The organism is Streptomyces botrytidirepellens, from assembly GCF_003721215.1.
GTDB classification, from domain to species: Bacteria; Actinomycetota; Actinomycetes; order Streptomycetales; family Streptomycetaceae; genus Streptomyces; species Streptomyces himastatinicus.
Map to the genome: position 1 here is coordinate 1 of NZ_RIBZ01000809.1, position 14,151 is coordinate 14,151.

Consider the following 14,151-nt stretch of genomic DNA (forward strand, 5'->3'; position numbering starts at 1 on the left):
CCGGGCGCGGCGGGCGGCGGAGACGGCGGCGCGGGGCTCCGGCGCAGGCTGGCGGCGCTGGCCGACGACGCCGAACGCGACGGCCTGCTGCTGGACCTGGTGCGGACGCAGGTGGCGGCGGTGCTCGGGCACGACGGGGCCGACGCCATCCGGTCCGACCGGGCGTTCAAGGACCTGGGCTTCGACTCGCTCACCGCCGTGGAGCTGCGCAACGGCCTGCGCGCGGCGACCGGTCTGAAGCTGCCCGCGACCCTGGTGTTCGACCATCCGACGCCCGCCGCGGTCGCCGACGAGCTGCGCGAACAGCTGGGCGCGGACCAGGAACCCACCGCATCCCCGCTGGAAGCCGAACTGGCCCGGCTGGAGGCGGCGTTGGCGTCGGCCACACCGGACGCGGAGGACTACGACCGCGTGGCCGACCGGCTGCGCGCCCTGACGGCCGGGTGGCTGGAGACCCACCGGCCGGACGGGGGCGGCGGCGAGGAGACCGATCTCGCCTCGCTCTCGGCCGACGAACTGTTCGACGTCCTGGACGACGAGCTGGACACGAGGTCCGCGCCGTAACCACGCGCCGGACCGGATCACGACCACACCGAGGCACCAAACCGAGACACCACACCCAGGCACCACACCGAGGCACGACACAAAGGCACCACACCGAAGCACCACACTGAGGAGAACGCCCCACATGACCACCGAAACGACCCCGACGGCCCAACAGGCCGACGAAGCGCTGATCGCGCTGATCTCGCCGCCCTTTCCCGCCGACCCCTTCCCCCTCTACGAGACGCTTCAGTCGGTGAATCGGGTCCACAACGCCGCCTCGCTCGGCGTGTGGGTGATGTCCGGGTACGAGGAGGTCACCGAGTTCCTGCGGCTGCCCGATGTGCAGAGCGGCGCCCGCGCCGCCACCCAGATGCGCGAGGACTGGGCCGACCATCTCTCCCTGCGCATGTACCTGAATTCGATGGTCACCCTCAACCAGCCCGACCACGGCCGTATCCGCGGCCTGGCCGCCCGCGTCTTCACCCCCAACAAGATCAAGAAGATGCAGCCCGCGGTGGAGCGGCTGACGGCCGGACTCATCGACGGACTCATCGAGCGGTCCGACGGCGGCGAGGTGGTCGACCTCGTGGACCTGCTGGCCGTGCCCTTCCCGGTCGCGGTCATCAGCGACATGCTCGGCCTTCCGTACGAGGACGGCAAACACCTCTGGAAGCTGGCCGACGACTGGTCACACGTCTTCTCCGGCCTCTACACCGAGGAAGACCTGACCCGTGCCGACGCCTCGGCCGAGGAGCTGGCCGGGTACTTCCGCGAGGTGATCAAGGATCGCCGCGCCGCCCCGCGCGACGACCTGATGTCCTCGCTCGTCCAGGAGGCCACCAACGGCCGGCTGGACGAGGACGAGCTGATGGCGCTCATCCTGTTCCTGTTCACCGCGGGCTTCGCCGCCACCACCAACCTCGTCGCGACCGGGGTGCTCGCGCTCCTCGACCACCCCGACGAGCTGAACCGCTGGCGCGCGGACAAGAGCATCACGCCTTCGGCCGTGGAGGAATTACTGCGCCACACCACCCACACCACCGCGGCGAGCCGGGTCACCACCCGGCCCGTCACCATCGGCGGCGCCGAGATACCCGAGGGGGTTCTCGTCCTGACCCTGCTCGCCGCCGCCAACCGCGACCCGGCCCGGTTCCCCGACCCGCACCGCCTGGACCTGACCCGCGACAACGGCCCCCACCTGAGCTTCAGCGCCGGAGCCCACTACTGCTTCGGCGGCAGCCTCGCCCGCATCGAGGGCGCCGAACTCTTTCCGAAGCTGATCGACACCTTCCCGAAGATCGAGCTGTCCGGCACCCCCGAGCGCCGCGCCGTCATGGGCCTCACCGGCTACACCACCCTGCCCGTAACCCTCGGCCGCTGAACGGCCCCGGCGCAAGCTGAACGACCCGTGCGAAAAGGGTCCCCGCGCGACCATCGCGCGGGGACCCTTTTCCGTGAACGTGGCAGAGAGGCAGCGGCCCTCACTCCGGGCTGGAGGCGGGCGTGGGCTCGGCCTTCGCGGGGGCGGCCGTCGCCGGAGCGGCGGCGGGGGTCGCGACGTGGCGCATGAGCCATGCGGCGCCCGCGGCGCCCACCAGCATGACGGCCCCGGCGACCACGGCGCTGATGTTCATGCCGCGGGTGAACGCCTCCCCGGCGACCTGGAGGAGAGGTTCGCTCGCGCGGTCGGGCAGATGCTTGGCCACCTCCGCGGCGCCACCGAGCGAGCCCTCGGCGGCGTCGGCGGCCTCGTGCGGAAGCCCTGACGTCGCGTCGGACACGTCGCGGGTGTAGATGGCGGAGCCGATGCTGCCCAGGATCGCCACACCGAGCGCCCCGCCGAGCTGGTTGCTGGTCTCCGGCAGCGCCGAGGCCGCGCCCACGCGCTCCGGTGGCGCCGCGGAGACGATCAGGTCGGCGGTCAGGGGGATCGCCATGCCCACCCCGCCCGAGATGATCGTCGCGCCGACCACCGCGACGGCCAGGCTCGAATCGGCGCGCAACTGCGTCATGACGGCGAATCCGGCCGTGGCGATGACCATGCCGACGCCGATGATGTAGCCGGGGCGGATCGACTTGGCCAGCACGGCGGCCACCGAGGTCGTCACCGCCACCGCCAGCGGCGCGGGCAGGGTCCACAATCCCGCCTTCAACGGGCTCAGCCCGTAGACCAGTTGGATCCACTGGGTGGAGAACAGCAGGAAGCCGACCATCGCGAACAGGGCCACCAGGTTGACCCCGATGGACGCGCTGAACCCCCGGTCGCGGAACAGGCTCAGGTCGATCAGCGGGTTGGCGGCCGAGCGCTGGCGGAGGAAGAACAGCACGCCGACGACGACACCGGCGGCCGTGATGGCCGCGTACTTCCAGGCGAAGCCGTCGTCGGCGAGTTCCTTGATGCCGTAGATGACGGGGAGCACGGTGCCCAGCGACAGCGCGGCGCCGAGCAGGTCGAAGCGGCCGGGCCGCGGGGCGCGGTACTCCGGCAGCAGCAGCGGGCCCAGCAGCAGGATCACGGCCATGACCGGGATGTTGATCAGGAACACCGAGCCCCACCAGAACTTCTCCAGCAGGAGCCCCGACACGATCGGGCCCAGCGCGGCGCCGCCGGAGAGGCCCGCCGTCCAGATCGCGATCGCGGTACGGCGCTCGGTGGGATCGTGGAACATGTTGCGGATCAGCGCGAGCGTGGACGGCGCGAGCACGGCCCCGGCGATGCCCAGGACGGCCCGTGCGGCGATGAGGAGTTCGGCGCTGCCCGCGTAGGCGGCGGCCAGGGACGAGACGCCGAACACCACGGCGCCGAGCATGAGCAGCAGCCGGCGGCCGATGTGGTCGCCGAGGGTGCCCATGGTGATGAGCAGCCCGGCGAGCATGAACGCGTAGATGTCCACGATCCATAACTGCTGCGTGGCGCTCGGTTCCAGGGACGCGCTGAGGAACGGCAGCGCGAAGTACAGGACGGTCATGTCCATCGACATCAGAAGGACCGGGATGACGAGGACGGCGAGGCCGATCCAGTCCTTCCGGCTTGCTCGTTGGGGGGTCAAGGGCTCACTCGTGGGCTTACTCATGGCCGGGACTATAGATTTGTGTAAGTGATTAGTCTAGGACGCTTGTCTAAGACAGATCTCAGGGCGGTGCGATTAGACTCCTCCGCATGGGACACCGAGAGGACCTGCTGGTCGGGGCGAAGCACTGCCTGTACGAGAAGGGGTACGCCCGTACCACCGCGCGGGACATCGTCGAGGCGTCCGGCACCAACCTGGCCTCGATCGGCTACCACTACGGCACCAAGGAAGCCCTGCTCAACGCCGCGATCATGGAGGCGCTCGAGGAGTGGGCCCAGGAGCTGAAGCGGGCCGTGGCCGATGTGGGGGACCTGCCCGACGATCCGATCGGGCGGTTCGAGCGGGCCTGGACGCGCGTGATCGAGCTGTTCGAGCGCCACCGCCCGGTGTGGGCCGCCCAGTTCGAGGCGATCTCCCAGATCGAGCACGTGCCCGAGGTCCGCAGCTTCATCGTCGACGCGCAGCAGCAGGCCCAGAAGGGCCTGGTCGAACTCCTCCTGGGTGGCGAGGAGTTGCCACCGCACACCCGGGCCGCGGTCGGGCAGTTCTACCACGCGCTGCTCAGCGGCGTGATGATGCAGTGGGTGATCGACCCCGAGCACGCCTCGACGGGCGCGTCGCTCGCCGAGGCGCTGCGGACGGTCGTGGAGGACGCCCGCCGCTTCGGGTCGGGGATGGCCGTCTGACTTACGACCTGCCGTCCGGCAGCGCGGCCGCCTTGCGGGCCAGCAGCCCCCGGTCGACCTTGTGGTTGGCGTTCAGCGGGAACTCCGCCACGTGCCGGAACACCTTGGGCACCATCGGCTCGGGCAGATGCGCGGACAGCTCGCGGCGCAGCGCCACCGGGTGCACGCGATCGCCCGTGTAGTAGAGGACGAGTTCCAGTCCGCCGCCCGGCGCCGGGCGGGTCACGGTGGCGGCGTTCTGGACGCCCAAACACCGCCGTACGACATGGTCCACCTCGGCCAGTTCCACCCGGAAGCCCTGGATCTGCACCTGGGTGTCCAGGCGGCCGAGGTACACCAGCTCGCCGTCGTCCAGCCGCCGCACCCGGTCGCCCGTCCGGTACCAGCGGCGGCCGTCGCGCTCCAGGAACCGGCCCTCGTTGTCCTCGGGGTCCAGGTAGCCGGGGGTCATCTGCGGCCCGGTGATACACAGTTCGCCCTCGACCGCGGACTCGGTGTCCCCGTCGAGCAGCAGATGGTCATGGCCGGGGTGCACCGCGCCGATCGGGACGACGCCGTTCACCGCCCGGCTCGGTGAGGTGTCCGGTGACCAGCGGTGGCCGGTGATGGTGACGGTCAGCTCGGTCGGGCCGTAGAGGTTCTCGATCCGCGAGTTCGGCGCGGCGGCCTGCCAGGCGGCGGCGTCGTCGCACAACAGCGCCTCGCCCGCGAAGAAGCTCCACCGCAGCGTGGGCATGGCCCCGGGCGCCAGCCCGCCCATCCGCCGGATGAACGACGTGCCGCTCGGGGTGGAGAACCACACGGTCATCCTCCGCTCGGCGAGGAACCCCGGCAAGTCCCGGTGCGCCGCGGGCGGAATCGCGTGCACCGGGGCGCCGCGGCCCCAGGCGCAGAACAGCTCGAACATCGCGCAGTCGAAGTTGAGGCCCACGTTCTGGCAGAACACGTCGCCGGGCCCGAAGTCGTAGCGCCGGTCCAGCAGGGTGAAGTAGTGGTCGTTGGCGCCGTGGGTCATGGGCACGCCCTTGGGGCGGCCCGTCGATCCCGAGGTGAACAGGACGTACGCGATGTCGGACGGCCGGACGGCCACCGGCGCGTCCAGCGGGGGAGCGGTGGCGGCCTCGTCCAGGACGGGCAGGTCGTCCAGTTCGGTTTCGGCGAGCGCGGCCCGGCCGGTGGGATCGGCGATGACCGTCGAGACGCCCGCCGCGGTGAGCATGCGACGGGTGCGCTCGGCGGGGAACCTCGGGTTGAGCGGCACGATGGTGGCGCCCGAGTACAGCGCCGCCAGGATCCCCACGTACGCGGTCAGGCTCTTGTCCGCCAGGACGGCGACGGTGTGCGGCCCCTCGGGGGCCAGGGTGCGCAGCGCCCCCGCCCGGCGCAGCGCCAGTTCGTGCATCGCCTCGTACGTCAGGATCTCGTCGTCCACGCGGATCGCGGCGCGGCCGGGCGACAGCGCCAGACCGCGCAGAAACCGTTCGTGCAGACCGTGTCCGGGGACCGGTGTCTCGATCATTTCCTTCCTCCGGGAAGAGAAAAGGGGTGGATAGGGGTGACGGCCCGCGGGACGCAGGGCTTAGGTTGGCCGCGACGCCGACTATTCGGCAGTCGACTATTCGGTAAGGGCCGGGAAAAACAGGGGAGCGCGCATGTGGGACGAGTCTTTCGGGGAACTGCTCCGCAAACACCTTCCTTTGCTGGAATCGGGGGATGAACTCACCGCGGACCTGAGCCTGCGTGACTTCGGCCTCGATTCCATGGGAATGGTCTCGCTGCTGTCGTCGCTGGAGGACATGTACGGCGTCCGTTTCGTCGACGACGCGCTCAACGACGACAACTTCGCCACCCCCGAGACGCTGTGGAAAGCCCTGGCGGCCATGCGCTGACCCGCCTTCCGTCCGCTGCCGCCCTGTCCGTTGCCGCGCTGTTCCGTCCGCTTATGCGATCGCGCTGCGTCGGCGCGGTCGCATGGCCGTCTCCGGCCGCACCGCCACCACCTCGAACGCCTCGGTCATGACGTCCACCCGGCCCCACAGTCCGTCCTGCCCGGTGACGTGCACCCGCCGGGCGCCCAGCTCCTTGAGGGTGCCGACGACGGACGGCCAGCGCACCGTGCGGGTCACCGCGTCCAGCAGCAGTGTCCGCACCCCCGCGCCCGTCCGCACCAGCGACCCGTCGTGGTCGGACACCACGGGGATCTCGGGGTCGCGGAACGGGACGGCCGCGGCGACCTCCGCCTCGATCTGCTCCCGCAGCGCGCCGAACACGGCCGAGTGCATCGGCGGCCGCATGACGTACAGCGGCAGGCCGCCCACCGCCTTGAGCCGCCGCTGAAGCCAGTCCACCATCTCCTCGCGCACCGACAGCATGTGGAAGTCGCGGTCGACGTGGCAGGCCACCTCGTTCCACTCGCCGCGGGCGTCCAGCTCGGCGCGGATCTCGGCCAGCTGGTCGGGCGGGACGCGGGCGAACGACTGGGCGACGAGGTCGCGGTGCTCCCGCGCGAAGTACGCGTCCACCAGGCGGCCCTGCTCCGCGGTCATCGCCACGGCCTCGGCGAACGGCAGCGCCCCGGCGAACACCGCCGCCGCCGTGCCGCCGAAGCTGGCCCCGGCGCACGCCACCGGCGTCACCCCGTGCTCGGCGACCGTCCATTCGGCCAGCGCCAGACAGGAGACCAGGAAGGCGACCCGGGCCGGTTCGGGGAACGCGCCCTGGTCGCCGCGGGCCTCGGCCTCCCGGTACCGGTCGATCAGCGAATAGCCCAGGGCCCGGTCCGCCTCGGCGACGAGCCGGCGCGCCACCGGATGGACCGCCAGGAACCGCGCCGAGTCGGCGAACCGCGTCGGGCCGATTCCAGGAAAGACAATCGCCGACATATTCTCGCTCTCCCTTTTGTCACGCTCGTCGCGTGTGCATTCTGAAAGCCCGGAAGTTCGATCTCATGCGTTCTCGGGTAGTTCGATCTTATTGTTTCCGGCCAGTCTTGTTGGCCCCCGGTACCGGCATAACCCCTAACGCCCCCTAGTTCAGGGGTGGGTGGGCGAGAGTTCTTGTGGGCCGTAAAAGCACCCTGTTAGAAACAGCCTGGCATTTGCTGAGAAGGCCCGAATCGGAAGGGTGGCGCATGAGCCCGAATGGAGCGCGTCCAGCCCGGGCGCACGCATCGGTGGACAACCTGCGGACCTATCTGCTGGCCGCTGCCCGGAAGGACCCCGACCGGCCCGCCGTGATCCAGGCCGCGGCGGACGGCGGTCTGGAGACGGTCACGTACGGCGAACTCCAGCACCGCACCGACCGCTGCGCCGAGGCGCTCGACGCGCTCGGCCTCGACGTCGGCGACCGCGTCATCCTGGAGTCCGACACCGACGCGGACGCCATCGCCACCCTGCTCGCCTGCGCCACGCTGGGGCTGCCGTTCACCCCGGTCAGCCCCGAGACCCCGGACGAACGGCTCCTGACGATCATCGACAGCGCCGAGCCCGCGCTGTACCTCCAGTCCGCGCGCGGACAGCGCACCGGCATCCCCGAGACGGTCGGCACCGCCCGGTTCGGCGCGGACGGACTCACCGTGGAGCGGCCGCCCGCGCCGCGCGTCCGCCGCCGTCGCGCGGTCACGCCCCTCGACACCGCGTACATCACCTTCACCTCGGGCACGACGGGCCGGCCCAAGGGCGTGGTCATGAGCCACCGCGGTGTCATCGCGTTCCTGCGCGGCGCGGAGGCCGCCGAGCTGATCACGTCCGAGGACCGGGTGGCGGGCACCGCGCCGCTCCAGTTCGACTTCGCGCTGTTCGACATCGGGTTCGCCCTCAGCCACGGCGCCGCGCTGGTGCCCGTACCGCGCGACCGGCTCAACTGGCCGCGCCGCTTCCTGTCGTTCCTGCGCGACACCGGGACCACCCAGGTCGACGCCGTCCCCTCGGCGTGGCGTCCGGTGCTGCGCCACGAGCCGGACCTGCTGGCCGAACTGGGCGAGCAGGGCGTACTGCGGCGCATCGCGTTCTCCGGGGAGGACTTCCCCCTGGAGGAGTTGCGCGCCCTCCAGGAGCTGTTGCCGAAGGTGCGCTTCACCAACGGCTACGGCGCCACCGAGACCATGGCCGCGTCCATCACCGAAGTGCCCAACCCGCTGCCGCCCGGCACCGAACGCCTGTCGATCGGCTACGCGGTGGCGGGCGCGGAGATGATGCTCATCGGGCCCGACGGCCGTCCCGTGGACGAGCCCGGCGTGCTCGGCGAGATCTATCTGCGCAGCCCGTCGCTGTTCTCCGGGTACTGGAACGACCCGGAGGCCACTCGCGCCGTCGTCGTCCCCGACCCGCTCGACCCCAGGTCGGGGCAGCGGGTGTTCAAGACCGGCGACCTGGCCACCATGGGGGTCGACGGCGAGCTGTACTTCCACGGGCGCGCCGACTCCCAGGTGCAGATCCGCGGCAACCGCGTCGAACTGGGCGAGGTGGAGCGCCGCATCGGCCAGTTCACCGGCGTCACCGGCGCGGTCGCGATGCTCGTGCCGCGCGCGGACGGCGACCCGGCGCTGCACGCGTTCGTCACCCGCGCGACCGGCGGCCCCGCGCCGGACGCCAAGGAGGTGGTCGCGTTCTGCCGCGCCGCCCTGCCCGCCTACATGATCCCGCAGGGCGTGCACGTGGTGGACGAGTTCCCGCTGACCGTCAACGGCAAGGTCGACCGGGCCGCCCTGACCGCCCTCGCGGCGACCTGACCGTCCCTGACCGCCCCTGATCGTCCCGATCGCCTTCCTGCCTCTTCTTCGTTGCGGAGTATGCACATGACCGAGCAGTCACAGGCCGCGATGCTGGAACTGGTGCTGGCGCAGGCCGCTGCCGTGCTGCGGGCCGCCGACCCCGACGCCTACGGGGACGGGCCCACCGACGTGGCGGCCGACCGCCCGTTCCTGGCGGAGGGCCTGGACTCGCTCGGCCTGGTCCAGCTGCACCGGCGGCTCACCGCCGAACTGGGGGTGGAACTGCCCGTCACCATCGGCTTCGACCACCCGACGCCCGCCGCCCTCGCCCGCCACCTGGTGGCCGTGGTGCACGGCACCACCGAGCCGGAACACCACCACGAGCCCGCGGCACCCGCCGCGCCCGCGGTGTCCGACGAGCCCATCGCCATCGTCGGCATCGGCTGCCGCTACCCCGGCGGGGTGACCTCGCCCGAGGACCTGTGGCGGATCCTGGCCGACGGCACCCACGTGCTCACCGACTTCCCTGCCGACCGCGGCTGGGACCTCGACCGGCTCTACGACCCGGACCCGTCCGTCACCGGCACCAGCTATGTGCGGCGCGGTGGATTCCTGCCGGACGCCGCCGACTTCGACGCGGACTTCTTCCAGATCAACCCCAAAGAGGCGCTCGCCATGGACCCCCAGCAGCGGCTGCTGCTGGAGACCTCCTGGGAGGCGCTGGAGCGCGCGGGCATCGACCCGGGGCGGCTGCGCGGCACCGCGTCGGGCGTGTTCATCGGCGTGGAGCCGCACGAGTACGGGCCCCGTACCCACGAGGCCCCGGATGGTCTCGACGGCTATGTGCTGGGCGGCAGCCTGCCCAGCGTCGTGTCCGGCCGCGTGGCCTACACGCTCGGCCTCGAAGGGCCCACGCTCACCGTCGACACCGCCTGCTCGGGCTCGCTCACCGCCCTCCACCTGGCCGTACGCTCCCTCCAGCGCGGGGAGTGCGGGCTGGCGCTGGCGGGCGGCGTCACCGTCATCTCCAGCCCCGGAACGTTCACCACGTTCAGCCGTCAGCGCGGGCTGGCCCCGGACGGACGCATCAAGGCGTTCGGCGCGGGCGCGGACGGCACCTCCTTCGCCGAGGGCGCGGGCGTGTTCGTCCTGGCCCGGCTCACGGACGCGCTGCGCGACGGGCACCCGGTGCTGGCCGTGATCCGCGGCACCGCCATCAACCAGGACGGCGCGAGCAACGGCCTCGCCGCACCCAACGGCCTCGCCCAGCAGCGCGTCATCCGCCAGGCGCTCGCCGACGCGGGCCTCGCACCCGACGAGGTCGACGCCGTCGAGGCACACGGCACCGGCACCACCCTCGGCGACCCCATCGAAGGCCAGGCCCTGGTCGCCGCCTACGGCGGCGGACGCTCACCCGACCACCCGCTGTGGCTGGGGTCGGTGAAGTCCAACATCGGGCACACCGGAGCCGCGGCGGGGGCCGCCGGGGTCATCAAGATGGTCCAGGCGATGCGGAACCGTACGCTGCCGCGCACCCTGCACGTGGACGAGCCGACCCCGCACGTCGACTGGTCGGACGGCACCGTCCGGCTCCTCACCGAGCCCGTCCCGTGGGAGGCCGGGGACACCCCGCGCCGGGCCGGGATCTCGTCGTTCGGCGCGAGCGGCACCAACGCCCACGTCATCATCGAAGAGCCACCGACACTCGCCCAGGACACCCCCGGGCCCCCCGTGGCCGACCGGCCCGTCCCCGTCGTCCTGTCCGCTCAGGGAGAGGACGCCCTGCGCGCCCAGGCCACCCGGCTCCTGACGGTCGTGGACGGGACATCGCCGCTGGACCTCGCGTACTCGACCGCCACCACGCGCGCCGCGCTGCGCCACCGCGCCACCGTCGTCGCCACCGACCGCGACCATCTGCGCCGCGCCCTGACCGCTCTCGCCGAGGGCACGACCGCGCCCGGGCTGCTCACCGGAACGACACGGGCGACGGGCCGGACCGCGTTCCTGTTCACCGGGCAGGGCAGCCAGCGCGTCGGCATGGGACGCGAACTGGTGCGGGCCTTCCCGGTGTTCGCACAGGCCCTCCAGGAGGCCGCCGACCACCTCGACCTCCACCTCGACGAACCCCTGGGCGAGGTGCTGTTCGCCGAGCCCGGCTCGCCGCGGGCCGAACTCCTCCACCACACCCGGTACGCGCAGGCCGCGCTCTTCGCCGTCGAGACGGCCCTGTTCCGGCTGCTGGAGTCGTGGGGCGTCACCCCCGGACTCGTCGCCGGACACTCCATCGGCGAGATCGCCGCCGCACACGCCGCCGGGGTCATGACGCTGGCGGACGCGGCCCTGCTGGTCGGGGCGCGCGGCACGCTGATGGACGAACTGCCCGTCGGCGGCGCGATGGTGGCCGTCCAGGCGGAAGAAGCGGAGATGGTTCCGTACCTGACCGAGCGGGTGGGTCTCGCCGCCGTCAACGGCCCGTCCGCGGTGGTGCTGTCCGGCGAGGCCGACGCCGTCCTGGCCGTGGCCGCCCGCTTCGCCGAGCAGGGCCGTAAGACGCGGCGGCTGCGCGTCTCGCACGCCTTCCACTCGCCGCTGATGGACCCGATGCTGGACGACTTCCGCCGGGTCGCCGAGACCCTGACGTACGCGCCGCCCCGCATCCCCCTGGTGTCCACCCTGACCGGGGAGGTCGGCACCGCGTTCGACGCCGACTACTGGGTGCGCCACGTGCGCGAGCCCGTGCGGTTCGCCGACGGCATGCACCGGCTGGAGGCGAACGGCGTCACCACCTACCTGGAGCTGGGCCCCGACGCCGTGCTCTCGGCGATGGGGCGCGACTGCCTCGCCGACGGCGGCCCCGACACCGCGTTCGCCGCGCTGCTGCGCGACGGGCACGACGAGGAGCGCCAGGCCGTCACCGCGCTCGGTACGGCGCACGCCCACGGCGTCGCCGTCGACTGGGACCGCTTCTTCGCGGGCCGCGGCGCCCGCCGGACCGCCCTGCCCACCTACGCGTTCCAGCGCAAGCGGTACTGGCTGGACGCCGGGAGCGGCCCGGCCACCATCGGGCATCCGCTGCTGGACACCGCGGTCAGCCTCGCGGGCGTCGACGGGCTGGTCCTGACGGGCCTGCTGTCCACCCGGTCGCAGCCCTGGCTGGCCGACCACGTCATCGCCGGTGTCGTCCTCGTCCCCGGCACCGCCCTGGTCGAGCTGGCCGTGCGCGCCGGGGACGAGGCGGGCTGCGGCGTGGTGGAGGAACTCACCCTGGAGACGCCGCTGTCGCTGACCGGGGACGCGGCGGCGGAGGTCCAGGTTGTCGTCGGCGCCCCCGACGCGGCGGGCCGCCGTACCGTCGAGATCTACTCGCGCCCCGCGCGCAGCGAGGAGAGCTGGACCCGGCACGCGAGCGGCGTGCTGGCCGAACACGGCGGGGGCCCGGCCGCCGACGGCGCCGTGTTCGCCCAGTGGCCGCCGGCCGACGCCGAGCCCATCGACGTCGACGGCCTCTACGAGCGCCAGGCCGCGCAGGGGTACGGCTACGGGCCCGCGTTCCAGGGCGTGCGCGCCGCGTGGCGCCGCGGGGACGAGGTATTCGCCGAAGTCGCCCTCGACGAAGCGGGCGCCGACCGGTTCGGGCTGCACCCGGCGCTGCTGGACGCCAGCCTGCACGCCGCCGAGGGGCCGGAGGACGACGGCCAGGTGCGGCTCCCGTTCGCCTGGCTCGGCCTCGAACTGCACGCCGCCGGCGCCACCGCCGTACGCGTCCACCTGCTCCGCACCGCCGCGGACGAGGTCGCGGTCGAGCTGGCCGACACCACCGGCGCCCCCGTGGCCACGGTCCGGTCGCTCGTCCAGCGGCCCGTGCCGCTGAACGGGGTGCTGTCCGCGGCGCGGGACGGCGCGCTGCTGCGCGTCGAATGGACCGAGGTCCAGGCCCCGCCGGAGCCGGACGCCGCGGCCGGGGAATTCCACCTGGCGCACGTGCCCGCCACCTTCCCCGGCGCCCCCGCCGAGGCCGCCCGGGAAGCCACGCTGTACGCCCTGAAGCTCATCGAGGACGCGCTGCGCGACGACACCCGGCTGGCGATCGTCACCCGCGAGGCGCCGGGCGACCTGACGCTCGCGCCCCTGTGGGCACTGGTGCGCTCCGCCCAGGCCGAGAACCCCGGGCGGTTCGTCCTCGTCGGCACCGACCGCGACGTACCCGAACGCGAGATACGCGCCGCCCTGGCCTCCGGCGAACCCCAACTCGCCCTGCGCGGCGGCACGTTGCTCGTACCGCGCCTGGTGCGCACGCCCCTGCCCGACGCCCCGTGCCCCGTCGCCTGGGACCTGGAGGGCACGGTGCTGATCACCGGCGGCACCGGAGGGCTGGGCGGCCTCGTCGCCCGCCACCTCGTCCGCCGGTACGGGGTGAAGCACCTGCTGCTCACCGGGCGGCGCGGCCAGGACAGTCCCGGCGCGGCCGAACTCGCCGCCGAGCTACGAGCGTTGGGCGCCCGGGCCACCGTGGCCGCGTGCGATGTGGCCGACCGCGCCGCCCTGGCGGCGCTGCTGGAGGCGATTCCCGACGAGCATCCGCTGACGGCCGTCGTCCACACCGCCGGAGTCATCGACGACGGGCTGGCCGGATCGCTCACCCCCCAGCAGGTCCGCACCGTCTTCCACGGCAAGGCGGACGGGGCGTGGCATCTGCACGAGCTGACCCGGGACCGTCCGCTGGCCGCGTTCGTGCTGTTCTCGTCGGCGGCCGGGACCCTGGAGTCCGCCGGGCAGGGCAACTACGCCGCCGCCAACGCCTTCCTCGACGCGCTCGCCGAACACCGGGCCGCCCATGGCCTCCCGGCCACGTCCCTGGCGTGGAACCTGTGGGCGGGCGACGCGGGCATGGGCGCCCGCCTGGACGAGGTGACCCTCCGCCGCGCCGCACGGTCCGGGCTGCCCGCCCTCGGCTCCGAGGAGAACCTCGCCCTCTTCGACCAGGCCCTCACCTCCGGCGCACCGGCCCTGGTGCCGCTGCGCCTCGACGTCCCCGCGCTCCGGGCCCGCCCCGACGGCATCCCGCCGATGCTGCGCGGCCTGGTCCGCACCCCCGCCCGGCGCGCCGCCGCCACCACGGTCGCGGGCGCCCCGGGCG

At 72.8% G+C, this 14,151-nt stretch carries 8 protein-coding genes and 1 pseudogene; 6 read left to right on the top strand and 3 right to left on the bottom strand.

Features of this window, described 5'->3' with window-relative positions; all coding sequences use genetic code 11:
* Nucleotides 1–564, top strand: a 564-nt coding sequence (locus EEJ42_RS41540; protein WP_148082203.1) for a phosphopantetheine-binding protein, incomplete at its 5' end; no start/stop codon positions are given.
* 124 nt (nucleotides 565–688) lie between these two features.
* Complete coding sequence (locus tag EEJ42_RS41545; RefSeq protein WP_246097699.1) at nucleotides 689–1,927, top strand: cytochrome P450; 1,239 nt, start codon at nucleotides 689–691, stop codon at nucleotides 1,925–1,927.
* Between the two features lie 100 nt (nucleotides 1,928–2,027).
* On the opposite strand, the gene EEJ42_RS41550 is transcribed toward EEJ42_RS41545, so the two are convergent.
* Nucleotides 2,028–3,620, bottom strand: a complete 1,593-nt coding sequence (locus EEJ42_RS41550; RefSeq protein WP_123107318.1) for an MFS transporter — start codon at nucleotides 3,618–3,620, stop codon at nucleotides 2,028–2,030.
* An 86-nt stretch (nucleotides 3,621–3,706) separates the two neighbouring features.
* Here EEJ42_RS41550 and EEJ42_RS41555 point away from each other — a divergent pair, with 86 nt between their 5' ends.
* Nucleotides 3,707–4,303: a TetR/AcrR family transcriptional regulator gene (locus EEJ42_RS41555; RefSeq protein ID WP_123107319.1), complete on the top strand. Its 597-nt coding sequence runs from the start codon at nucleotides 3,707–3,709 to the stop codon at nucleotides 4,301–4,303.
* Between the two features lies 1 nt (nucleotide 4,304).
* Here EEJ42_RS41555 and EEJ42_RS41560 read toward each other — a convergent pair whose 3' ends face one another.
* Entirely contained in the window at nucleotides 4,305–5,822 is a 1,518-nt protein-coding gene (locus EEJ42_RS41560; RefSeq protein ID WP_123107320.1) for an AMP-binding protein, read from the bottom strand.
* Nucleotides 5,823–5,955: 133 nt separating this feature from the next.
* Between EEJ42_RS41560 and EEJ42_RS41565 the strand changes: the two genes are divergently transcribed.
* Entirely contained in the window at nucleotides 5,956–6,192 is a 237-nt protein-coding gene (locus EEJ42_RS41565; protein WP_123107321.1) for an acyl carrier protein, read from the top strand.
* Nucleotides 6,193–6,243: 51 nt separating this feature from the next.
* Here the strand turns inward: EEJ42_RS41565 and EEJ42_RS41570 are convergent, their stop codons facing one another.
* Nucleotides 6,244–7,185 carry an ACP S-malonyltransferase gene (locus EEJ42_RS41570; RefSeq protein WP_123107322.1) on the bottom strand — a complete coding sequence of 314 codons (942 nt, stop codon included), beginning with the start codon at nucleotides 7,183–7,185 and terminating at the stop codon, nucleotides 6,244–6,246.
* 248 nt (nucleotides 7,186–7,433) lie between these two features.
* Between EEJ42_RS41570 and EEJ42_RS41575 the strand changes: the two genes are divergently transcribed.
* Entirely contained in the window at nucleotides 7,434–9,032 is a 1,599-nt protein-coding gene (locus tag EEJ42_RS41575) for an AMP-binding protein (RefSeq protein WP_123107323.1), read from the top strand.
* Nucleotides 9,033–9,104: 72 nt separating this feature from the next.
* Nucleotides 9,105–14,151: pseudogene (locus tag EEJ42_RS41580) on the top strand (SDR family NAD(P)-dependent oxidoreductase); the annotation flags it as partial.

Coding starts and splice junctions, on each gene's coding strand:
- EEJ42_RS41545 (WP_246097699.1), top strand. CDS start 689: ATGACCACCGAAACGACCCCGACGGCCCAACAGGCCGACGAAGCGCTG.
- EEJ42_RS41550 (WP_123107318.1), bottom strand. CDS start 3,620: ATGAGTAAGCCCACGAGTGAGCCCTTGACCCCCCAACGAGCAAGCCGG.
- EEJ42_RS41555 (WP_123107319.1), top strand. CDS start 3,707: ATGGGACACCGAGAGGACCTGCTGGTCGGGGCGAAGCACTGCCTGTAC.
- EEJ42_RS41560 (WP_123107320.1), bottom strand. CDS start 5,822: ATGATCGAGACACCGGTCCCCGGACACGGTCTGCACGAACGGTTTCTG.
- EEJ42_RS41565 (WP_123107321.1), top strand. CDS start 5,956: ATGTGGGACGAGTCTTTCGGGGAACTGCTCCGCAAACACCTTCCTTTG.
- EEJ42_RS41570 (WP_123107322.1), bottom strand. CDS start 7,185: ATGTCGGCGATTGTCTTTCCTGGAATCGGCCCGACGCGGTTCGCCGAC.
- EEJ42_RS41575 (WP_123107323.1), top strand. CDS start 7,434: ATGAGCCCGAATGGAGCGCGTCCAGCCCGGGCGCACGCATCGGTGGAC.